The sequence below is a fragment of the Hymenobacter sp. APR13 genome (assembly GCF_000737515.1).
Classification (GTDB): Bacteria; Bacteroidota; Bacteroidia; order Cytophagales; family Hymenobacteraceae; genus Hymenobacter.
The window spans coordinates 2833063-2855638 of the sequence record NZ_CP006587.1; the positions used below are offsets into that span (position 1 = coordinate 2833063).

Below are 22576 nucleotides of genomic sequence, written 5' to 3' on the forward strand. Positions count from 1 at the left end.
TTTTACACACCTATTGCAACATTGTTCACTGGATGGAATGCTACTAGAGCACCGCCAGCCTGAATACTAACATAAAATCTATTTGAATCAGTAATTGTCGAATTGAGGCAAAACTGTTCCTACCAGCAGCCCGCCAATCAGCACCGCAGTGCCCGACCGGATGGCCTGTTCTCCTGCGATATAAGACACCATTTCTCCATCAATCGTCTGGAAACCGGCGAGCGTAGTAGCAGCGCGCTGGTGAGTTGCCATTTCCAGAAGCAAGTAGCGCAATGCGTGTCCTTGCCGGCGTTTGAGAAGTAAGGAGGCCATAGATAGCCAGTAGAGAACAGCCTGTAGAAATGCTGAGAGAACTATCTAGAACCTTTAGCACATTACAAAACTACATGCCATGCCAAGGGCTGTAAAGGACAGTTGCTGTGTATTTGTGACTATGCTTTTTTGGCGCTATAATGGATCTAAGACCGACGCGAGTTAACGTGCTGTATATATTATAAATAATACATATTTTTTATAATCAGATCATTATAAATTATCGTGGCATTGAATCGAAGCTGGTTGTGCCCCATGATTTGTCTGAAATAAGCTCATATGTGACATTGGAAAGTCAGCTTCTTCGCTTTAATTGCTCTGGGCTTTGGTGGCTGGGAGCAATTGGCGTAAAGCAAGCGCAGTAAGCAACAGAGCTACTACAGGAAACACGATGAGCCACCAGTTCGTCGGAGCTAAACGGCTGGCTGCCAGTAGGCGTCCCCAGCTCGGTAGCTCCGGAGGCAGGCCCACTCCTAGAAAGGATAAGGTGGTTTCCAGGCCTATCAGGACCGCCAGATTCATGGGTAAGGATGCGCGTATTACTCGCCAACTGTTAGGGAGAATATGGCGCAGTAGCACGCTGTAAGTAGGCAGCCCAAGTGCCCGGGCAGCTTCCAGGTAAGGCAACAGCCGAATTCTGCGGGTTTCGGCGCGCATCAGCCGGGCTGGTGTGGGCCACGAAACCACAACAAGAAGGGCGGTTATGGAACCTGCACTCGGCTCGATGGAGGCAGCTACTATCAGCACCACTACTAGGCGTGGTAAGGAGGCCAGTGCTACAATAGCCATAGAAAACCACGTGTCAATGGGCAGTGCTATGGGACGCTTCAACCACTGGCGGCGCTCCAGAATTTTAGCCCCTACTGCACCAACACTCAGCAACCCTACAGGCCACCAGATAGCTGAGTAGCCGCTGGCGGGGGCCTGTAGCAGCAGGTACAGCAGCCCGATTATGCCACCAGTAAGCAGGACCGCAAAGGGCAGGCGCAGGCCGGCATTGCCCCAAAAGCCAGCTGCTCCTCCCAAAACTACACCCAGCAACGTGGCGAGCAGCGTAGCCGGTACACTCATTAGCAGCACCGTGCGGGCGCCATACACCAGGCTAACCAGTACATCATGGCCCTGAGGGTCGGTGCCCAGCGGGTGGCCGGGGGTGAGGGGAGGCGCACTTGTGTGCAGCAAGTCCGGAAAGGCAGATAGAGGTAGGAAGTCGGCGAGCAAGGCTGCTGCCAGCAGTAGCAGTAGCCAGCTCCAACTCAGGCCCTGGCCCCAGCGGTAGAAAAGTGGGAAGTGTGTCACGCAGCAGCCGGGCTAAGGCGTGGGTCGAGCAGGTAGTGCAGGCCATCTGCCACCCAGAGCGACAGTTGCCGCAACACTACAAGCAGCAGCACACCGCCTAACAATACCGGATAGTCGCGGGCGGTAGCGGCTTCGGCGAGCAGCCGTCCTACTCCCGGCAGGGCAAAAATAAGCTCCACCACCACCGAGCCAGCCAGGAGGTTAGGCAGCAGATCGGTCAGGAGCACAAGGCTGGGTAGAGCGGCATTGCGCAGGGTATGGCGCCAGAGTACCTGCCGCTCCGACAGCCCTTTAGCGCGTGCAGCCAGTGCGTACGGCTGTTGCAACTCATGGCGTAACGCAGACGCCAGCTGCACCGTCGGCTCGGCAATACCAGTCAGCACCAAGCTGGCTACCGGCAGCACCAGGTAGCTCAGATACGTCAAAGAACTCTCGGAATCAGTTTCTTCTGCCAGGCCATAGGCTGGAAAAAGCGCAAGAAAATCGGGGTTAGCTAACAGGAGCAGCAGCAACGATGCCACGGCAAACAGCGGGAGCGTATCCAACGCAAACAGCACCGTTACAAGCGGCCCCGGTCGCCGGGCTTGGGCCAGCCCGATTGCAAGTGTCCCGCTAAGCACCAGCAGCAGCAGTAGCGCCAGCAGCGTAAGCGGCACAGTGGTGTATAATGCCTGGGTCAGCAGTGGCCCTACCGGTTCCTGGGTTTGGTAGGAGTTGCCTAACTCTCCGCACCAAAGCCCCACCAGCCATTGATGGTATTGGTTATGGCGGCCTTCCCATTGCCACCGTAGTGCCAGAAACTGCGTGGAAGGAGCGCTGAGCCGGGAAAAGTAGAACAGCGGATTGTCGAGCCCCAGCCGGTGGCGGGCCTGCTGTTGGGCCGCCTGAATCTGGCCGACGCTTGGAGCTGCGCCCGTAGGGATGCCGCCGAAACGGGCCAACAGTTGCTGCTCGTCGGGTAGCGTCCGGGTTAGTAGAAACAACAACGTGAGAATGCTCCACATCACCAGTAGCTGCCGGCCCAGCCGGATACCCAAGCGCCCGATCATAGGTTTACCGGGCCGGAAGCGCAGCCAGCTTCAGCTGGAGAGCATTGTAGCCGGGCCGCACGCTGGTGGCCTGCACCGGCTGCAGCCGGCGGGAAGCTACCACCCGGTTGCGCGAAAAGTATAGCACTGTGAGCGGAGCCTGCTGCTGCAGGAGTCGCTGAAAACGGCGCAGCAGCTTATTGCGCATCTCTAGGCGGTTTGCCGTAGCTATAGCCTCTATCAAGTGGTCGGCGTCTGGCGAGCTAAACCGGGTGAAATTGAAGAGGCCGATACCCTGTGAGTGTAGGATAGGCTTGAAATTGTACGTAAACGGATTGCCTGATATCGTCCGAACGAACACCTCGACTTCGCCGGCAACGAGTTGCTGCTGGAGCAAACTGTTTTCGGTCGGACGTAGCTGCACCTTGATGCCTAGTCCGGTAGCCGCCTCGCGGAACTGCAGGGCCACTGTTTCGTGGGCCGCGGCTTCGCTGCGGTAGCTGATGCTGAGCGCCAATGGGCCCGTGCGGCCTCTCCACCAGGTTCCGTCGGGGTGTTTCTGCCAGCCCGCCTGTTGCAGCAAAGCAGCAGCCTGCGTGGGAGAAAATTGGGGAACTGCCAGGCTGTCGTTGAAAGCCTGCTTATCCCGGGGTGAAATCATACTTGGGCTTCGGTAAGCAAGCCCGGGTTGGGTAGCTTGAATCAGACGTGGAGCATCAAACAGCAACGTAAGTGCGCGGCGCGTAACGGCATCGTGCAAAAAAGCATGCTGCGTATTAAAGCCCGCCATCGTCGACTCGTAGGTGTCGGCTGTAGCGAAGGTCAGGCGGCTGCTGTCGGCCGAGTTCTTCAATTGCGTAAATATGCGGGCCGAAGGCATCGGGTACAAGTCCAGATTTCCTCTCCGTAAGGCCAGCGTAGCAGTACCATCATCCGGGATGACGCGGAATTCGAGTTGTGCTGCCTGTGCCTGAAGCCAGCTGGCTGGCCGGACAAGGCGGTTGGCCCACCAATTGGGTTTGCGCTGAAGACGCAAATACTGATTCGGGCGCCAAGCGGCTACTGTATAAGGTCCGCAGCCTGGCAGGCGCTCTGGGTGCTGGCCGAGCTGTGCCTGGCGGTAACGGGCCGCAAAAGCCAAGATAGCCGGATATTGCCGGATGGCCGCAGCGGTATCCGTTTTCAGCAATGAAAAAGGCACAGCGCGTAGTTGCCCGGCCGGATCCAGCGCGTATTCCGGCAGGATGGAATAGTCGCCGGAGGACAGCACCATATCCAGCGAAGAGCCGGCGCGTACCAGCGTGAAGCGCCGCGGATCTGATGCATCTAGCCGGATGTCGAGAATGTCACCGTACTGGAGGCGGGAAAACTCGGTTGGGAGCCCAGGACAATTCAGCAGACGGAGCGTGAAGGCCACGTCCTGTGCCAATACGGGCGTGCCATTATCCCAGGTAGCCTCTGGCCGAAGGCGGTAGTGTAGCAGCGTAAGTGGCCCCTGTTGCTCGATGCGTGGCAGCGAGTCGGCTAGCCACGGTACTATCTGCTGCTTGTCGGGCTCGCCCATAAGCAAGCTGCAGTGCAAGAGGTTGATAACTTCCGTGGCCTGTGGGGTAAGAGCCGTCAGCAGGTCGAGCGAGCGTGGATCGTCGGCCCAGCGAATACGAATGGCCGCCGATGGCTTGGCTGCCGAGTTGCAGCCTACCAATCCGTACCAGCCTGTAAGCAATAGCAATACCCCGGACAGTAAAGACTTCATGTGCGCATCGCAGGCAAAGTTTCCCGGCAGGCAAGTTAGCCAGGAAATTTGTGGCAGCGACTACCGCACACGCACAGGCTTGGCTGCAGCCTAGCGGCCCGTCCAGCCACCAGCACCATGTTCAGCATCGATACCCGTCCAGCCACCAGCACCGTGGTCAGCATCGATACCAGTCCATCCGCCGGCACCGTGGTCAGCATCAATACCAGTCCAGCCGCCGGCACCATGTTCTGCATCAACACCTGTCCAGCCACCGGCACCGTGGTCGGCAGCCATCGTCATTGTAGGAGAATCAGTGGAACGGATGCCGCCGGAGAAGTCAGCGGTGAAGCTCGAAAACTGGAGCAGGGCGAGGGCGATTAATTCTAGCATGGCGCTTGGCTTTTGTGTGTTTCAAGTGATTGACTGACACAAAGGTGGGCGCTGGAGCAAGCCACGTAAAGGACACTATTAGCGTAAAAGTGATTGGTATAATATTTATAAAAAATATGTTTAATTACATTAAATTTCCTGTCATAAGCCTGCTGCATTGTGATTAGCAAGCTTGAGCGGGCTGAAATCTGTGCCTAAACTCAGGTGGAGTGTGACATTTTACGATTAAAAAAACATATTTCACCACTACAAATGTCCAACAGGATAGTAGTGACAGTAAAGGAAAAACTGTGTTGTTTTGTGACAGGAATTTTATGACAAGCCCAATCTCAAAAACAACGATAATAGCCTGTATAGGGCGTTTTGCTAATGGATGAACTGATAAATTTAGCTCGTATTGTGACAGACAGGAAGCTGAAAGTGCTTCCGTTGCTTGACTTTACGGCCCGTCATTCCTCCAATAAAGAAATGCAGCTGGTGCAACAATTGGTTGATGGACAGCCAAAGTCACAGCAGCAAATTGTTAAAACCTTATACGGTAAAGCTGATCGGACGCGGTACGCAGCGTTTCGGAAACTGAAGTCGAGGGTGCAGCAGAAGCTGCTGAATCATCTGTATTTCCTGGATGAGACGGACACGCGCCATCTGGTGTCCCGCCGTTACGAATATCAGGTGCTGAACCTCTACATGCAGGTGAGCGTGCTGTATTCAGAAGGGGAACTGAAGGCTGCCGAATCGTTGAGTAGAAAGGGGCAGCGTTTGGCGCAAACCCATGAAATGACGCAATATGTGGTGCTGTTTGGCCAACTGCTACGTGGCATATATGCAGATATTCGAATGCCGGCCCGCTACCAGGCCAATAAGCTGCTATTGGAGAAAAGCCAAAAGACGCTGGCAATAGAAGAAGAAGCGTCCCAATTGTATTGGGACGTAAAAGGAACAGTTGCTTACAATGTGCGCACCCGTCGTTCCATTCTGGATAAGATGGACGGGGTGGTACAGAAACTGGCAGAGTTCTACAAATCCGCGGGCACATTCATTACTTTCCATTACCACTACCGAGTACAGCTTATTCAGCAGGAGTTGCTGGGAAATTACCAGGAGATAATCAGGATTACCGGGGCCACGGCTCGGCTGCTGGAGCAAGGCAAAATCAACAATAAGCGTTTTGACAAGCGCTTTAATGCGTATATGAGTGTATACGCACACTTTCGCAGCCGGAAAGTAGAGAATGGCTTACGGCTGGCAGAGCTACACGCTAAAGAGTTTCACCATTCCTCGGTGAACTGGCTGTATTACTTGGAAATCTATCTGCTGCTGGCGATTCATGCCGGGCAGTATGGCGAGGCACTGGAACTGCTGGCTACTGCCCGCAAAAACGTGTATTTCGATAAGCAGCAGGCTGTGGCTCAGCAGCGCTGGGACCTGTACATGGTGTATCTGCAGTTTGTGCGGCCGGAACTGTCGCCGGTGCGCATGCGCAACTTCACCACGTTCGTGCAAACCGTACCTGACCACAGCCGCGACAAGCAGGGCTACAACGTTGCGGTGCTGATTCTGCAGTTTCTGCACTTCCTGCGCCAGCGCGACCTAGAAAACATTCTTACTCGACTCGAAAGCCTACGCAAATATCAGCAGCGGTATTTGCGGGAAACCGGCAACGTGCGAAGCCAACTGTTTTTCCGGCTGCTAGCAATCGTCGTTAAGGAAGAATTCAACCCAACAACCAGCCGCAAAAAGGGAGAAGCGGTACTGAAGAAGCTACAGGCCTCGCCGCCACCCGGTGAGGCCTTCGCTGAAATCGAAATTGTGCCTTACGAACAGCTGTGGCAGATTACGCTGGATATTCTGCAAACCACGGCGCTCTACAACGCCGAGCAAGACAAAAAGCTGGTGTAGCTTAATACGGCCTCTGCAACTGCGTAGAAACAAACAAAAACGAGTAGGGAGTGTAGCGAGCTACACTCCCTACTCGTGTGGTAGGCAGCAGGGTGGAGTAGGTTATTTTGGCGAGGCTGAAGAAGCCTTAAGTGCAGTCGCCGTGTGCCGTGCCGCGGGAGCAGTCCCGGCAGCTACCAGCGCCTGATACCGATCAAACTGCACAGAGGTTAGGAGGTCCTTGAGCTTTGCTGTGTACTCTTCCTCCACTACGCGCAATTTGTTCTGGCGCATTGCCGGATCGTCGCCGTACATGGTTGTAATCTGGCTTTCCTGGACTAGGCGGTCGTACGTCAGTTGGCGGACTCGTACGGAGCGGGCGTCATCCAGCGCAATCCGATTGGCCAGCAACCGAGTGTCTTCCATGGCTTCGGCCCGAAGCCGGTCAGAGGCTTGCTGAGCCTGAGCGGAGAGCGACGCAGTGGCAAGGCTGCCAGCCAGCAGCAGGGCAAATAGGCTTTTCATAGTAGGCATGTAAGTGCAAACAGAAGGTGTAAGCTGTTCGTGTTCGCAAATAAAGCAATTGTTTATTAGATAAATGCAGTAAACAAATTATATTATTGAAATATACTATTACTCAATAGGAACGGCGCTAGCTCGCTAGTAACAGGCAAAGGGGGTAAAGTTTACTTATAAGCTGTTCGAAACAGCCATTTATGGCTCAACAGTGATACTCACCTGCCGGGTTACACAGTGGCTGTCGGGGCAGGTGTCGGGGCCGTTGCCGCGTAAAGCCATCCGTACGATATAGTTGCCGGGGCGGCGGAAGGTGTGTTTTACGCTACGGCCGTTGGCCACTACGCCGTCGCGAAAATCCCAGAGTACTACTACATTCTCGCAGAGCGGTAACTGTGAGTCAAGGGCATCGAATGCTATTGGCTGGCCAACGCGTGCGTTAGCAGGCGAAGCCTCGAAATTGAGGACGATTTCCTGGGTGAAATCAACGGGAATGAGCTTTTCGGCAACCCGTACTTCGCCGGTTTTCTCGTCTACCACGTCTAGTTGCACAGTGTAGCGGCGGCGTTCGGTGTAGCAGTGCGCCACGGTAGGGCCCGTGAGGGTGGTGCCGTCGCCCATCAGCCAGCGGTAGCTAAGCGGCCCGGCGGCCGAATCGACGGAAGCGCGGGCGTCCAGTTCTACGCATAGCTCTACAAGACGCGCCGGAGGACACTCTACGCTGATCGTGTCGCCGGCCGTTTGGGCATAAGTAACCTGTGGCAGGGCCGCTACCAAGGCTGTTAGCAGAAGCAGAGCAAAGAAACGGCAGATGTGCACGGCTGGCCAAACCAAGTACGGTGAACAGAAGCGGCGCTAGAATTTGTTGAGCCGCTGAAATACGTCGCGCGTGTAAGTCTGGCCGATGGGAATATGTTTGCCATCAATGAGGATGGAGTTGTCCTCGATGGCCTGAACGCGTTTCAGATTGACGATAAATGAGCGGTGTACCCGCACGAAAAGGCCCGCAGGAAATTTCTCTTCCACGGCCTTCATGGTGCTGTACACGATGAGTTTGCTCTGGCCTGTTACCACGTGTACGTAGTCGCCAAGGGCTTCCACGTAGCGCACCTCGTCAAAGATGACTTTCACCAGCTTGGTATCCACCTTCATGAAGGTAAAATCGGCGGTTTCGGGGGGCGTAGCGGGCTCAGGGCGGGCAGTCGCCAGCTCTAGGGCGCGCTGTGAGGCTTTCAGGAACCGGGCATAGCTGATGGGCTTTACCAGATAGTCGACCACATCGTGCTCGAAGGCCTCGACGGCGTACTGCTGGCTGCTGGTAATGAGCACTACCAGGGGTGGGTTCTGCAGCGTGCGGAGCAGGTCGAGGCCCGACATGAGGGGCATTTCCACGTCCAGAAACAGCAAATCCACGGACTGGGTGCGCAGAACTTCCGCCGCCTGGACGGCACTGGTGCAGGAGCCGGCTGAGGTCAGAAAGTCGGTGCTGGCAATACAGTTTTCAACAATCTGAATGGAAAGCGGGTCATCGTCGATAACCAAGCAGCGGAGCGGGGAGAGGTGCGGCATATACTCAAAGGTAAACTATCCCCTGAAAAAACCACACCGCATCCACCAAGCTTCAACTGACCATAATACGGGCCTGAATAAGCGGATACAAGTCGGCCAGCTGCAGCTCCAGATACTCTAGGCTGGCGGCCAGCTGGTCGGGGGGGGCGTGCTGCCGGGCCTGCTGCTCGAGCTGCTCCAGCGTGCCGTGGAGCGCTGGCACCCCGAAATACGCCACCTGGCCTTTCAGCTTGTGCGCCGTGCGGGCCAGGGCGTCGGGGCTGGCGGCCTCAAACGCCTGGCAGAGCTGCTGCTGGAGCTGCGGCCCCTGGCTGAGAAACGTCCGGATGATTTGGCCGATAAAGGCTTCGTTGCCGCTCGCCAGCTCTTCCAGCAACGTCCAGTCGAGGGCGGCGGCCGCAGTAGCAGGCGCCAGTTCGGCTGGTGCGGCTGCCGGTGCTTCGGCCGGGGCGGTGGCTTCGGTGGTAGGGCGGCGGGTGTGCTGGGCGAGCCGGGCGAAAAGCACGGCCGGGTCGAAGGGCTTGGCCAGCGTGTCGTTCATGCCGGCTTCCAGGGCCAGGGCGCGGTCTTCAGGCAGCGCCGATGCCGTGAGGCCGATAATCGGGAACTGGTCGGCATCGGGAAAGAGCATGCGCAGTTGCCGGGAAGCCTCGTAGCCGTCCATTTCGGGCATCTGCACGTCCATGAGCACGGCATCGAAAGCCTGAGTGGCGGCGGCTTCCACGGCCAGGCGGCCGTTGGCGGCTATGGTTACCTGCACGTTCCAGGCTTCGAGAGTTTTGCGGGCTACCAGCTGGTTGAGCTCGTTGTCTTCGGCCACCAGCACATGCAGCGCCGGCTCGAAGCGGCCGACGGCCAGGCTGGCTTCGGCGGGCACGGTGGCGGGGTCGGCGGCTTCGTAGGAGATGCTGAAGTGGAAGGTGGAGCCCACGCCGTCCTGGCTTTCCACGCCCAGCTGGCCGCCGTGCAGCTCCACGAGGTTGCGGGCGATGCTCAGCCCCAGTCCGGTGCCGCCGAACTGGCGCGTGGTGCTGGTGTTGGCTTGGGAGAAATCCTCGAAAATGGCATCCAGCTTATCGGCCGGAATGCCGATGCCGGTGTCCTGCACCGCGAAATGCACCGCGGGCCGGGCCGTACCGGTGGCTTCTTCCGGCGCCGATACGCGCAGCGTGACGCCGCCGCGGGTGGTGAACTTGATGGCATTGCCGACCAAGTTGACCAGCACCTGATTAAGCCGCACCGGGTCGCCGAAGACGGCGGCGGGCACGCCGGGCCCGATTTCCAGCCGGAAGTAGAGCTGCTTGCTTTCGGTGGCGAAGCGGAACATACTGGCCACGCGCCGCAGCAACTCCGGCAGCCGGAAGGCGGTGTGCTCCAGCGTCATCTTGCCGGCTTCAATCTTGGAGCTGTCGAGGATGTCGTTGATGATGACCAGCAGGTTCTGCGACGACGACTGCACGGCTTCCAGGTACTCGCTCTGCTCGCCGGTGAGGGGCGTCTGGCGCAGCAGGTGCGAGAGGCCGATTACGGCATTCATGGGCGTGCGGATTTCGTGGCTCATGTTGGCCAGAAACTGGGCTTTGGCTTTGCGCGAGGCCTCAGCCACGTCGCGGGCCACGGTCAGCTCGGCGTTCATCTCCTCGATGTGGGCGTTCTGGTGGCGCAGCTCCTGGGTTCGTTCGCGCACGGTAGTTTCCAGCTGCAGCTTCTGCTGCCGCAGTACCGCCTCGCGCCCCCGCACAAACGCCCAGATGCCGGCCCCGGCCGCCAGCACGCTCAGGGCCGCAAACCACCACGTGCGCCAGAACGGCGTGGCCACTTCAAAGCGCACAACCACCGGCGCACTCCACGCGCCCTGCTCGCCGCGCCGGGCGCGCGCCTCAAACTGGTAGGCACCAGCGCCCAGGCGGCTGAATCGCGCTTCGGTAACGCCGGACGGCTTGCTCCACACCGAATCGTAGCCGCGCAGGCGGTACTGGTACTGCACGGCAGCGGCTTGCGACAGGCTGATGCCCCGGAACCGGAACGCCAGCCGGTGCTCCGTGGCCGAGAGCTGGCCCAACGAGTCGGTGGCTGCGGGGGCGCCATCTACCTCGGTCTGCACCACCAGCACGGCCGGCGGAGGCAGCTCGGGCTGCCACTGGCGGGTGCTTACGCCCACGGTCACCATACCGGTGCGGGTAAGCACCAGCAGCTGGTTGGAAGCGAATAGAGCCGTGGCCTGGGGCAGGCAGTCGCGCACCCACGGGTTGTCGGGCGCTGCCAGCGGATAGACGCGGCCGGTGGCGGGGTGGAAGGCGCTGAGCTGGTTGCGGTGCACGAGCAGCAGGTAGTCGGGGCCGTGCTCGTAGCCGGAGTACATGTGATGGCGGCCCCATATGCTCTGAAACGAGGTCAGCGCGTAGCAATAGTCGGAGGCCAGGCCTTGGGCGGTGGTGTATTGCCGGAACCGGCCGTTTTCGTAGCAGAACAGCCCGCTGCCTTCCGTGCCAATCCAGACGCGGCCGGCCGGGTCAGTGGCCAGGGCGGTGGCGTTGAGGCCGCCCGGCACCAGCCGGAAATGCCGGAACCGGCCCTGTTCCCACACGGCCAGCCCGGTGCCGTGCGTGGCCACCCAGACCCGCCCGGCGGCGTCGCAGAGCAAGGCGTAGATGGTGTTGTGCAGCAGGCCGTTGGCCGTGGTGTAGTGCGTGGTGGGCTGGGCGGGGTCGGCGGGGCGCCGATACACGCCGTCCGATTCGGTGCCCACCCACAAGGTGCCGTCGGGGGCGCGGGCCAGGGCCGTGACGCGTAGCGTGCTGGGCAGGCCAGCCACCGGCTGCAGCAGCTGGCCGCGGTGCTGCCATACGCCCCGCCCGCGGGTGCCCAGCCAGCTTTTGATAGAATCACGAGAGTCTTTACCGATGGCTAGTGGCTCTTCGACTACCACGGTAATCGGGACCTTGAGGGCCGGCAGACGGAGTGCTTTCAGCCACTCAGTAGAGTAGGGCTGCGTCAGTCGGCCGTCGGCGGTGCCCGACAAGCCCAGCACTGGCCCGCCCGCCGCCGACCAGGTGGTGCCGGCTGGTTGCGGATAGGCTTTGATATGACGGTCGGTGAAGCGCCACAGGCCGTGGCCGGCGGTGCCCAGCCACAAATTGCCTTCCCGGTCGATTTCCGTGCAGCGGATGACAGCCCCGGCCGGCAGCTGCGCCTGGTACTGGCGTTGCAGATCGGCTATCCACGCAGAATCGGGCGGAATCTTTTCGCCCTTCTCTTTCGGAAAGATGCGTGTGAAACCTTTCGGGGTTAGCATCGATTGTTCGCCCTGGTAGTGCAACACAACCAGTGGACTCGCGCTGTCGTCGGTTTTGAGGCCCACCACAAAATCCTCGGCCAACCCGTCTTTGGTGGTGTAGGTTTTGAACTCCGTGCCATCGTAGCGCACGAGGCCCTCGGCGGTGCCAATCCAGAGGTAGCCCTGCCGGTCCTGCACCACAGTGTAGATGAAGGGCTGCGGCAACCCCTCAGCGGCTCCGAAGTGCTTAACGAATTGCTGGCCTGCTGACTGTCCCGGCTGCGCCCAACTGCGTGGCGCGCTCAACAGCAGCACCAGCATCAGCCCCAGACGAAACAGCAGAAGAAACGGGCGCAACACAGGCAGCTGGCAGAGAAAGTAGACAATCGGGAAGGAAGTGGCTGGCAAGGTAGCGGCTGGCGGGCAGCCTGCCGCGGGCATCCTGGGAACCGGGTAGTTTCCTCGTTGAATATAGGACCACGCTGGTTAACCGGGATAGGCCCCAACAGATACTGCCCCCGCCTACCGGAAGTACCGGCAGGCAGGGGCAGCGCATAATCGGCTGGGAACGTTACTTGCCGGTCACCTTGAACTCGGTGCGGCGGTTTTGCTGGCGGCCGGCCTTGGTGGTGTTCGGAGCCACGGGCTGCGTGTCGCCGTAGCCGGCGAAGGTGAGGCGGTCTTTGGCCACGCCTTTGGCCACGAGGTAATCTACCACGGCTTTGGCGCGGCGCTGGCTCAGGTCTTTGTTGTAGGCGGCGTTGCCCACGTTGTCGGTGTGGCCCGAGATTTCCAGGCGCAGGGCGGGCGTTTCAGTCAGCAGCTTCTGCAGGCGCTCCAGCTCGCCGGTGCTTTCCTTGCGCAGCGTGGCCTTGTCGAAGTCGAAGAAGATGTTGTTGAGCACCACCTTCACGCCCACGTCCAGCTTCCGGAGCTGGATGTCCTTCACCACCTCCGAATAGGCCGCGCCGGCCGGCAGATCGAAGTTTTCGGAGTGGAACAGGTAGCCGTCCTGACGCACCACAATACCGTAATTCACGCCCGAGGGCAAGCTCACTAGGTAGCGGCCCGACTGCGCGTTGGCCTTAAACGAGGCAATGTTCTCGTTGCGCGAGTTGTCAATCACGTCGATGGTGGCTTCCAGCGGCTGCTTGCTGACGGCGTCGGTGATGGTGCCTTTCAGGATGGTGACCTGGGCAGTGGCCACGGGCACGGCCGGGGCCAGCTGGGTTTCCTTCACGGGTTGCACGCGGGAAGCCAGCAGCTGGTCTTCCTGGCTGAGGGCCGGGGTCTTTTCGGCGCCCAGAAACGTAATCTGGTAGATGTCCTTGGAGCCCAGGCCGTCGTCGCGGAACGAGGAGTAGTAGCCGTGCCGGCCCGAGGCGGAAATCACGAAGAACACGTCGTCGTCAGGGGTGTTGATGGGCCAGCCCAGGTTTTCGGGCGTGCTCCACTTGCCGTTTTCGTAGGTGGAGCGGAAGATGTCGTAGCCGCCCATGGAGTTGTGGCCTTCCGATGAGAAGTACATCGTCTTGCCATCGGGGTGCAGAAACACGCCTTCCTCGCCGTAGGGCGTGTTGATGGTGGGGCCGAGGTTCACGGCCGGGCCGCGCCCTTCCATTTCCACCTTGTAGATGTCGCGCGAACCCAGCCCGCCGGGCTTGTCGCTCACAAACAGCAGACTGCGCCCATCCGGCGTGTAGGCCGCCGATGACTCATGCGCCTTGCTGTTGATGCGTGAGCCCAGCTGCTTGGGCTTGCTCCACTCGGCGCCGCGCAGGTTGCTTTCGTGCAGGTCGCCGCCGTTGTCTTCCATGTACACCAGTAGGCGCTGGGCGTCGGGGGCGAGGCCCACGGTGGCGTCGTGGCCGGCGGTGTTCACGGTTTCGCCGAGGCTGCGGGCGGCGCCCCAGGCGTCGCCGGTGCGGGCGCTCTGGTACACGTCCTCGAAGAAGCCGCCCGACTCGGGGTCCTTCTCGCCGCCGGTAGAGCCCTGGCGGCGCGAGGTAAACAGCATCACCGACTCATCAGCTGAAATAACCGGGCCGTAGTCGGGGTAGGGCGAGTTCACGCCCGGCCCGGCGTTGTCCACGAACACCCGGATGGGCTTGGCTTCCAGCAGGCGGCCATTTTCACACTCCTTGATTTTCTTCTGGATGTCCTGGGTGAAGCCGGCTGTGTTTTTGGTGCCGGTGGCGGGCGTGGCCTGCTTGTACTCGGCAATGGCTGCGGCCCACTTGCCGTTCAGGTGCAGCCCGCGCCCCAGCAGGTAGTGAATGCGCGGATCGACGCCCGAGTTGAGCTGGTAGGCTTTCTGCAGATACGCCAGCGCCCGCGGCTTAAACCCCGAATGCAGGTAACAGTCCCCAATTTTCAGGTTCAGCTCGGCGTTTTCGGCGTTGAACTTCTGGGCTTCCAGGTAGTGCGTCAGGGCCTGCTCGTAGCGGGGCGGGTCGGCCAGGTACCACTCGTCGCCAAGCTTGATTTCCTTGAGGGCCGCCCGCAGCCCGTCCTTGTCGTTGCCGAACCGGTCTTTGCTGAACTCCACACTTTGGGCCTGCGCGGCCGAGGAAAGCAGGAGCAGGGCGAGTAGGTATTTATACATAGTGGTAGATGTCTGAAAAAGAACGTCATGCTGAGCTTGCCGAAGCATCTCGCGTGCTGACGTTGAGTTACTGGTGCGGTAGAGATGCTTCGGCAAGCTCAGCATGACGTTCTTTTATCGTCTGAAAGCACGCACCTACTCGCCGCAACCGGAGTTGGCGGCGTAGCTGGTGCCAATTTCCAGGCCTAGCTCGGCGGCTTTGCGCCAGTCCTGGCAGGCGCCGTCGGGGTTGCGCAGCATCTCGCGGGCGTGGCCGCGATTGAGGTAGGCCTCGGCGTACTGCGGGTTGAGGGCAATGGCTTTGCTGGCGTCAGCTTCGGCCTTTTTGTAGTCTTCCAGCTTGAGGAAGGCGGCGGCGCGGTTGTTCCAGGCAAAGGCGTAGGCACCGTCCAGCTCAATGGCGCGCCCGAAGTCTTCGGCGGCGCCTTTGTAATCGGCGGCTTCGTAGCGGGCGGCGCCGCGGTTGGTGTAGGCGATGGGATTGTCCTGCTTTTTCTGCAGATACTGGGTGTAGTCCTGCAGGGCGCCTTTCAGGTCGCCGGCGCGGCGCTTGGTGCCGGCGCGGTTCAGCAGGGCCGGCAGTAGCTCCGGCTGCAGCGTGAGGGCGCGGGTGTAGCTCTGGATGGCGGCCGGATACTCCTGCAGCTGGCGCTCGGCGCTGGCCCGGTCGTGCCAGGCGTAGGCGTAGGTGGGGTCGGCTTTGGTGGCCTGCTCGAAATCGGCCTTGGCCGCTTTGTACTCGCCTCTCTCGAAGCGTAGCGCGCCACGGTAGTACCAAGCCGGGGCGTAGGCGGGGTTGGTTTCCACGGCTTTGGAATAGTCCTGCTCGGCCTCGGCGGGCTGCTTCAGCGCCTCCCGCGCCTGGCCGCGTCCGAAGTAGGCGGTGCCGCTGGCCGGGTCCAGCTTGAGGGCGGCGTCGTAGTCCTGCACGGCCGGCTGGTATTCCTGCAGCTCGTAGCGGACGGCGGCGCGGTTGTAGTAGGCCTTGGCGAAGTCGGGCTTGGCCGCCAGCGCCCGGTCGAAATCCTGCAGGGCGGCGCGGTAGCTTTTCTGGTTGAACTTGGCCACGCCGCTGTTGTAGAGCTTTTCGGCCTGCTGGGCGGGCGGCAGGGTGGAGGCACGCACAGTATCTACCTGGGCCGTGGCCACCAGTGGCAGCAGGCTGCCGGCCGCCAGCAAGAGTATGGGTTTTAACATAGCATCCGGCCGTTTAGCTTCGGCCGGATAAATGTAATTTTAATTGCGCAAACCACGCAAAAGGGTTTCGATTTTTGTTTCGTAGTAGAACTATGGCAAGAACCAGTAGCAGCCACGAGCCACTTCCGCTAAGGCAGCTGCGTCCGGACCAGCTGCTCCCACTCGGTCCGGACATTGCCCGCAAACACCGGCCGGCCGGCGTGGCGGTACCAGTAGGCCGCGTTGCCGGCGTCGCCTTCCTGGCGGTGAAGCAGCGCGTGCAGCCAATCGAAGAGCGGGTCGCCTTCGTGCTGCTGGGCGATGTCGTGGGCGCGGCTCCATTCGTCGCGGCCGGCGTACCATAGGGCCTGCAGCAGCGGCGTGAGGCCGGCCGGGGCCGTGTGCTGGGTGAGCGAGGTAGAAAATTCAGCGTAGGTCATGGCGGTGGCAGAAAAAGGAAGAGGGAATGCAGGCAGTCGATGGCGCCTTCGCAAACTTCTCAGGGCGCATTTGGGTTGAATACGCCAGCTGCCGGATGACCGCCGTTTATTGCGTAATTTTGCGGCAGCGGTGGCCGTCCGTCACCCATCATTTTTCCCTTAACGCCTAGCTTTTACCTATGGCTACGTACCCCGAATACATGGTTGCCCCCATCCGCCAGGACCTCACCGAGGCTGGTTTCGAGCAACTGATGACCCCCGAAGAAGTGGACGCCGTCCTCAACGAGCAGAGCGGTACCGTGCTGGTAGCCGTTAACTCGGTGTGCGGCTGCGCGGCTTCCAAAGCCCGCCCGGCCCTGAAAATGGCCGTGTCCAGCTCCGACAAGAAGCCCGCCAAGCTCGTGACGGTATTTGCCGGCATGGAAACCGACGCCGTAGCCAAGGTGCGCGAGCACCTGCTGCCGTATCCGCCCAGCAGCCCCAGCATTGCCCTGTTCAAAGACGGCGAGCTGGTGCACATGATTGAGCGCTACCACATCGAGGGCAACGACCTGATGCGCATCGTAAACAACCTGCAAGGCGCGTTTGAGGAGTACTGCTAATCACGGATTTTTTCGGATTGGGCGGATTAGTCGGATTTTGTAGACGAGTATCCGTACTGTTTCCGAGTTCATCCAAGCAAAAAGGCTTGCCATATGGCAAGCCTTTTCTGTTTTCTGGCAAGCGCCAGCCCGCTTAGCCCCGGATAGCGGGCTTTTTGCTGGTGAGCATGGCTACGGCGCACACAATGCCCAGCCCGAGCACGATCCAGCGGGTGTAGGGGTTGGCAGGTCTGAAGCTGCCGTCGATTACTTCCTGGTCGTCGAGCACGTAGTAGGGAGAGGCCAGCGTGAGGCCCTGGCGGGTGTAGTCCTGCGCTACGTAGGTGGGCAGTGCGTCAGGGGCCAGGGTGCCGTCGTAGGCCACGGGGAAGCGCGCATCCTGGTCGAAGAGGTACACTTTCTGCTGCAGCGAGTCGTAGTAGGCGGCCTGCAGGGTTTTCAGTACAAACGTTACCGGCTGGCCCGGCTGCCAGCTGGCCGGCACCAGTGGCACGTAGCGTGTGCGGTTCACAGTCTCACCGGCCCGCTGCTTTTCCAGCACAAACTGATGCTCGGCCGCCAACTCGCCCTTGATGCGGGCCAGCCCGCCGCCGGTGCCGGTAGCGCCCGGTCGGTTCAGGTTGATCTGGCTGACCGGGCTTGCTGCTCCTGCCTGCTCCCGGCTGGACATCACCCAGAAAATCACCCCGGAAACAACCAGAAAAATCAGGGCCATTACGCGCTTCATTTTCTGCTCCTGCATGGGCTGCGGGGCCGTGCCGCTCATGTCGGGCACGTAGCCTTCGCGCTGGTTGAGGCGCATCAGCAGCCAGAACAGCGGCGCGATGCCCGCCACAAACACCACCAGATTGCCCAGCATCGTGACGTTGCGGCGCGTGGCGTCCAGGTAGCGCAGCTGCCAGTCGATCAGCCAGCCGCTCACGCCGGTTTCTGTCACGAAGCCATATATCAGGTAGCCGCCCACCCCCAGCAGGTAGGCAAACAGCAACACAGTGAGAATAAGCCGGGCCGGCGTCAGGCGGGGAGCTGCCATAGGGAGTAAAGGGATAAAGACGAAAAGAATACAATACGGCCGGCAAGAAAGCAAAAAAGTCCTGACCACCCGCAGGCAGCCAGGACTTCTGGGCCGGAAAAGCCGCCAACAGACTAGTTGGCCACCTCGCTCAGGAACTTGATGCGCATCAGGCGCAGGTCTTCCTCGGTGTATTCGTCGGTGCCGAGCTCCTTGAGGGCCACGGCAATGTTGTCGGTGCTGGCCGACATGAAGTAGTCGTAGATTTCCTCCTGGCGGTCTTCGTCCAGCACGCCGTCGATGTAGTAGTCGAGGTTGAGCTTGGTGCCAGAGTAGCAGATGTGCTCGATTTCCTCCATCAGCTCGCGCATATCGATGCCTTTTGAGGACGCAATTTCCTCCAGATCCATCTTCTTGTCGATCTGCTGAATGATGTAGATCTTGATTTTCGACTTGTTGACGGCCGATTTCACCACCACGTCGGTGGCGGTTTCGATGTCGTTGTCGTCGACGTACTTCTTGATCAACGCCAGAAACGGCGTGCCGAACTTGGTGGCCTTGCCCTGCCCCACGCCGCCCACGTGGGCGAGGTCGTCCATCTTGAGCGGGAAGGTGGTGGCCATTTCCTTCAGGCTTGGGTCCTGGAAGAGCACGTACGGCGGCAGGTTTTTCTCCTTGGCCATCTTCTTGCGCAAATCCTTGAGCATCTGGAACAGCGTTTCGTCGTGGCCGGCGGCCTGCTGCACCTCTTCCTGCTCCAGCTCCTCCTTCACCTCCTCGTCGTAGTCGTGGTCTTTGGTGAGCTTGATCGAATGGGGATTGTCGATGAATTCCATACCCTTGTCGGTGATTTTTACAACGCCAAAGCTTTCAATATCCTTCTCCAATAAACCGAAAATCAAGCACTGGCGCAGCAGCGAGTGCCAGAACTGCGCGTCTTTGTGCTTGCCCTGGCCGTAGATCGGCAGGCCATTGTGGCCGTAGCTCTCCACGTGCGCGTTGTTCATGCCCATCAATACGGTGCCGATGTGGTCGAGGCCGAAGCGCTGCTCGGTTTGCACCACGGCCTTCAGGGCCATAGCTACCTCATCCTTGGCCTCAAACCGCTCCTTGGGGTGTTTGCAGTTGTCGCAGAAGCCGCAGTCGGTCGGGTAGGTTTCGCCGAAATAGTGCAGCAGCTGCTTGCGGCGGCACACGGCCGAGTCGGCGTAGTTGGCCATTTCCTGGAGCAGCAGCTTGCTGTTGTCGCGCTCCGTCACGGGCTTGTCCTTGTTGAACTTCTCCAGCTTCACGATGTCGTCGTAGCTGTAGAACATCAGGCAGTCGCCGTCGAGGCCGTCGCGGCCGCCACGGCCGGTTTCCTGGTAGTAGCCCTCGATGCTCTTGGGCGTGTCGTAGTGAATCACGAAGCGCACGTCGGGCTTGTCGATGCCCATGCCGAAGGCAATGGTGGCCACAATCACGTCGGCGTCTTCATTCAGGAAGGCGTCCTGGTTGGCCATGCGTACGTGCGGGTCGAGACCGGCGTGGTAGGGCAGGGCCCGCACGTCGTTCACCTTCAGCAGCTCGGCAATTTCTTCTACTTTCTTGCGGCTCAGGCAATATATGATGCCGGCCAGGCCCTTGCGCTGCTTCACGTACTGAATCAGCTGCTTTTTGGTGTTGTGCTTGGGCCGCACCTCATAGTAAAGGTTGGTACGGTTGAAGCTGGTCTTGAACACCGAGGCGTCGTCCATCTGCAGGTTTTTCTGGATGTCCAGCTGCACTTTGGGCGTGGCCGTGGCCGTGAGAGCAATGATAGGCACCTGCCCGATGTTGTCGATGATGCCCCGGATGCGGCGGTACTCGGGCCGGAAGTCGTGGCCCCACTCCGAGATGCAGTGGGCCTCATCAATGGCCACGAAGCTGATGGTGGCCTTCTGCAGAAACTCGATGGTCTCGTCTTTGGTAAGGCTCTCGGGCGCTACGTATAGTAGCTTCACCTCGCCGCTGATAACGTCCTTCTTCACCCGGTTCATCTCCGCCTTGGTGAGCGTAGAGTTCAGAAACTGAGCATTCACGCCGAAGGCGTTGAGCTGATCAACCTGGTTTTTCATCAGGGCAATCAGGGGCGAAATAACGATGGCCGTGCCGGGCAGCACCAGCGCGGGCAGCTGATAGCAAAGGCTCTTGCCGGCGCCGGTGGGCATAATTACGAAGGTGTTGTGGCCTTCAATGACGTTCTGGATAATGGCTTCCTGCGTACCACGGAACTGCCCGTACCCAAAAACTTCCTTTAATTTGCCCTTCAAATCAGGTGTTGAACTGACTGCGGTATTCACGGCTGGCATCGGCATCCTCACTTACTCGGTTGGGAAATTCAGACAGGACTTCGACGCGTAGCGCGGGTTGCCTATCTCAATCTAAGTATTTTTGAAGTATTCGGTAATGGGTAGCGGGTAAAAAGACAAAACCTTGTTTCGCCGGTAGACCTCAACACGCAATACTTAATCAAATTTAGATTGAAAGCACAGAACGAGCTTCATTCCATCGCAAAAAAAGTGCTTCTGCAGGAAGCAGAAGCCATCCAGGGGGTAGCCGACGCCATTGCCCTGACACCGGATTTTGCATTATGCGTAGAGGCGATTTTGTCTTTGCGAGGACGGGTGGTGGTAACCGGCATTGGTAAGAGCGCCCACATTGCCGGGAAAATAGTGGCCACGCTCAACTCTACGGGCACCCCGGCGCTGTTTATGCACGCCGCCGACGCCATCCACGGCGACCTGGGCATGATCCAGCCCGACGACTTTGTGGTGGCCATCAGCAAGAGCGGCGACACGCCCGAAATAAAAGTGCTGGTGCCGCTGCTCAAGCGCAAAGGCGTGCCGCTGGCGGCGCTCGTCAGCAACGCCGACTCCTACCTGGCCCAGCAGGCCACCTACGTGCTGCATGCGCCCGTCACACGTGAGGCTTGCCCCCACAACCTGGCGCCCACCACCAGCACCACCGCCGCCCTGGCCCTGGGCGACGCGCTGGCCGTGTGCCTGCTCGAAAGCCGCGACTTCTCGCGCCAGGATTTTGCCCGTCTGCACCCCGGTGGCACGCTCGGCAAGCAGCTCTACCTGAAAGTCGGGGACCTGAGCCGCCAGAACCAGCAGCCCCAGGTGCAGGACGACGCCCTGCTCAAGGACATCATCCTGGAGATATCCGGCAAGCGCCTCGGCGCCACCGCCGTGCTCGACGCCACCGGCCAGCTGCAGGGCATCATCACCGACGGCGACCTGCGCCGCATGCTCAGCACCTTCGCCGGCCGCCTGGAAGACGTGCGCGCCCGCGACATTCTCACGCCCCAGCCCATGAGCGTGGACATCGACGATTTTGCGGTAGAGGCCCTGGCCCGCATGCAGCAGCGCAACATCACCCAGCTCATCGTGACGGAGCAGGGCCGTTTCAGCGGCTTCATCCACCTGCACGATCTGCTGCGGGAAGGGTTGGTGTAGTAGAAACTTAAACTTCGGTTATCGAACCTTAACGGAAACTGTTCCCGGGTAAAGTCAGATATTTGTGCATCCGTAACTCTTAGCCTGCGCCATTTAAGGCGCAGCAGGCATATTCGGGTTTGCACTATGAATCAACACACGTACCTCGTCGTCATGGCGGGCGGCATCGGGAGCCGTTTCTGGCCTTTCAGCCGCACCAATCATCCCAAACAATTCCATGACGTGCTAGGCGTCGGAAGGTCAATGCTGCAGCTGACCGTTGACCGTTTCGCCGGAATATGCCCCGCCGAGAATGTATTTGTGGTGACCAATCGTGATTATAAAGAACTGGTACAGCAGCATTTGCCTGCTATGCCGGTTAGCCAGATTTTAGGTGAACCCATCGGCCGGAACACAGCGCCATGCATTGCTTATGCCAGCTACCGCATTGCACAACAGGATCCACAAGCGGTTATTATTGTGACCCCCGCAGATCATGCTGTGCAACGAGAAGAGGAGTTTCGGCGGGTGATTTCACTTGCAGTGGATGCGGCCCGCACGCACGAAGTACTTATTACCCTAGGAATTCAGCCTTCACGCCCGGATACGGGATACGGCTATATTCAATATATGGAGGACGCCGACATCGGATTGCCGAATGGCTTGCGGAAGGTGAAAACCTTTACGGAAAAGCCCAATCTAGAGCTAGCAAATATGTTCCTTTCCAGCGGGGACTTCCTGTGGAACTCAGGGCTGTTCGTGTGGCGGGCTGATGTGATTCTAAAAGCGTTCCACAACTACCTAAGCGACATTGCAGAGGTATTTGAAGAAGGAACAGCTCAACTAGGAACGGTGCAGGAGGAAGAATTCATTTTAGAAGCCTATTCCCGCTGCCGCAACATCAGCATCGACTACGGGGTGATGGAAAAGGCTGATAACGTATATGTGCTGCCTGCTGACTTCGGCTGGAGCGACCTGGGCACCTGGGACTCGCTGCACCGTATGGGCCGTCGTGACGAAAACAATAACGTTATTGATGGCGACGCCATACTTTACGACACACAGGAATGCGTCATCAAGACGCCGGCCGAGCGTTTGGTGGTAGTGCAAGGGCTGGATGGCTACATCATTGCGGAGTATGACAACGTGCTGCTGATCTGCAAGCGCACGGAAGAACAGCGCGTGAAGGATTTTGTGGCCGATGTGAAGGCCAAGAAGGGCTTAGGGTACAACTAACCCGCATCCACAAAGAAGCCGGCCCATTCTCTCAGTTGAG

18 protein-coding genes are annotated in these 22576 nt (G+C 59.3%); 5 read left to right on the forward strand and 13 right to left on the reverse strand.

Going from position 1 to position 22576, the window contains the following annotated elements; translation table 11 throughout:
• Nucleotides 1–87: 87 nt before the first annotated feature.
• From N008_RS11945 to N008_RS11960, 4 genes are all read right to left on the reverse strand, one after another.
• Nucleotides 88–312 carry a hypothetical protein gene (locus tag N008_RS11945; protein WP_044016256.1) on the reverse strand — a complete coding sequence of 75 codons (225 nt, stop codon included), beginning with the start codon at nt 310–312 and terminating at the stop codon, nt 88–90.
• A 309-nt stretch (nt 313–621) separates the two neighbouring features.
• Complete coding sequence (locus N008_RS11950; protein ID WP_044016258.1) at nt 622–1611, reverse strand: ABC transporter permease; 990 nt, start codon at nt 1609–1611, stop codon at nt 622–624.
• The gene (locus N008_RS11955; RefSeq protein WP_044016260.1) at nt 1608–2660 is read right to left on the reverse strand and encodes an ABC transporter permease; all 1053 of its coding nucleotides are present in this window, start codon (nt 2658–2660) and stop codon (nt 1608–1610) included. Before N008_RS11955 ends, N008_RS11950 begins: the two co-directional genes overlap by 4 nt.
• Before the next feature lie 4 nt (nt 2661–2664).
• Nucleotides 2665–4395 (reverse strand): ABC transporter substrate-binding protein, encoded by a 1731-nt coding sequence (locus N008_RS11960; RefSeq protein ID WP_044016262.1) that lies wholly within the window; start codon nt 4393–4395, stop codon nt 2665–2667.
• A gap of 117 nt (nt 4396–4512) precedes the next feature.
• Here N008_RS11960 and N008_RS23175 point away from each other — a divergent pair, with 117 nt between their 5' ends.
• Both N008_RS23175 and N008_RS11970 read left to right on the forward strand, forming a co-directional pair.
• Nucleotides 4513–4758, forward strand: coding sequence for a hypothetical protein (locus tag N008_RS23175; RefSeq protein ID WP_156109266.1), 246 nt, complete (start codon nt 4513–4515; stop codon nt 4756–4758).
• A gap of 378 nt (nt 4759–5136) precedes the next feature.
• Complete coding sequence (locus N008_RS11970; RefSeq protein ID WP_156109268.1) at nt 5137–6666, forward strand: hypothetical protein; 1530 nt, start codon at nt 5137–5139, stop codon at nt 6664–6666.
• 102 nt (nt 6667–6768) lie between these two features.
• On the opposite strand, the gene N008_RS11975 is transcribed toward N008_RS11970, so the two are convergent.
• From N008_RS11975 to N008_RS12005, 7 genes are all read right to left on the reverse strand, one after another.
• Nucleotides 6769–7170 carry a hypothetical protein gene (locus N008_RS11975; protein WP_044016269.1) on the reverse strand — a complete coding sequence of 134 codons (402 nt, stop codon included), beginning with the start codon at nt 7168–7170 and terminating at the stop codon, nt 6769–6771.
• Nucleotides 7171–7359: 189 nt separating this feature from the next.
• Entirely contained in the window at nt 7360–7938 is a 579-nt protein-coding gene (locus tag N008_RS11980) for a PKD domain-containing protein (protein WP_071884527.1), read from the reverse strand.
• 78 nt (nt 7939–8016) lie between these two features.
• A complete protein-coding gene (locus tag N008_RS11985) occupies nt 8017–8730 on the reverse strand; it encodes a LytR/AlgR family response regulator transcription factor (RefSeq protein ID WP_044016273.1) in 714 nt (237 codons plus the stop codon).
• 52 nt (nt 8731–8782) lie between these two features.
• Complete coding sequence (locus N008_RS21635) at nt 8783–12364, reverse strand: hybrid sensor histidine kinase/response regulator (RefSeq protein WP_052381474.1); 3582 nt, start codon at nt 12362–12364, stop codon at nt 8783–8785.
• Between the two features lie 214 nt (nt 12365–12578).
• Nucleotides 12579–14612, reverse strand: coding sequence for an OmpA family protein (locus N008_RS11995; protein WP_052381475.1), 2034 nt, complete (start codon nt 14610–14612; stop codon nt 12579–12581).
• A gap of 135 nt (nt 14613–14747) precedes the next feature.
• Nucleotides 14748–15809: a tetratricopeptide repeat protein gene (locus N008_RS12000; RefSeq protein WP_081910765.1), complete on the reverse strand. Its 1062-nt coding sequence runs from the start codon at nt 15807–15809 to the stop codon at nt 14748–14750.
• 128 nt (nt 15810–15937) lie between these two features.
• Nucleotides 15938–16228 (reverse strand): hypothetical protein, encoded by a 291-nt coding sequence (locus N008_RS12005; RefSeq protein ID WP_044016275.1) that lies wholly within the window; start codon nt 16226–16228, stop codon nt 15938–15940.
• A 179-nt stretch (nt 16229–16407) separates the two neighbouring features.
• Here N008_RS12005 and N008_RS12010 point away from each other — a divergent pair, with 179 nt between their 5' ends.
• Nucleotides 16408–16830 (forward strand): BrxA/BrxB family bacilliredoxin, encoded by a 423-nt coding sequence (locus N008_RS12010; protein ID WP_044016277.1) that lies wholly within the window; start codon nt 16408–16410, stop codon nt 16828–16830.
• 133 nt (nt 16831–16963) lie between these two features.
• Here the strand turns inward: N008_RS12010 and N008_RS12015 are convergent, their stop codons facing one another.
• Together N008_RS12015 and recQ are read right to left on the reverse strand one after the other, a co-directional pair.
• Nucleotides 16964–17863, reverse strand: coding sequence for a hypothetical protein (locus tag N008_RS12015; RefSeq protein ID WP_044016279.1), 900 nt, complete (start codon nt 17861–17863; stop codon nt 16964–16966).
• A gap of 113 nt (nt 17864–17976) precedes the next feature.
• A complete protein-coding gene (gene recQ / locus N008_RS12020; RefSeq protein ID WP_044016281.1) occupies nt 17977–20172 on the reverse strand; it encodes a DNA helicase RecQ in 2196 nt (731 codons plus the stop codon).
• Between the two features lie 171 nt (nt 20173–20343).
• On the opposite strand from recQ, the gene N008_RS12025 reads away from it, so the two are divergent.
• Nucleotides 20344–21321: a KpsF/GutQ family sugar-phosphate isomerase gene (locus N008_RS12025; protein ID WP_044016283.1), complete on the forward strand. Its 978-nt coding sequence runs from the start codon at nt 20344–20346 to the stop codon at nt 21319–21321.
• A gap of 126 nt (nt 21322–21447) precedes the next feature.
• On the forward strand, nt 21448–22536 hold the full coding sequence (locus N008_RS12030; RefSeq protein WP_044016285.1) for a mannose-1-phosphate guanylyltransferase: 1089 nt from the start codon (nt 21448–21450) through the stop codon (nt 22534–22536).
• Nucleotides 22537–22576 lie beyond the last annotated feature (40 nt).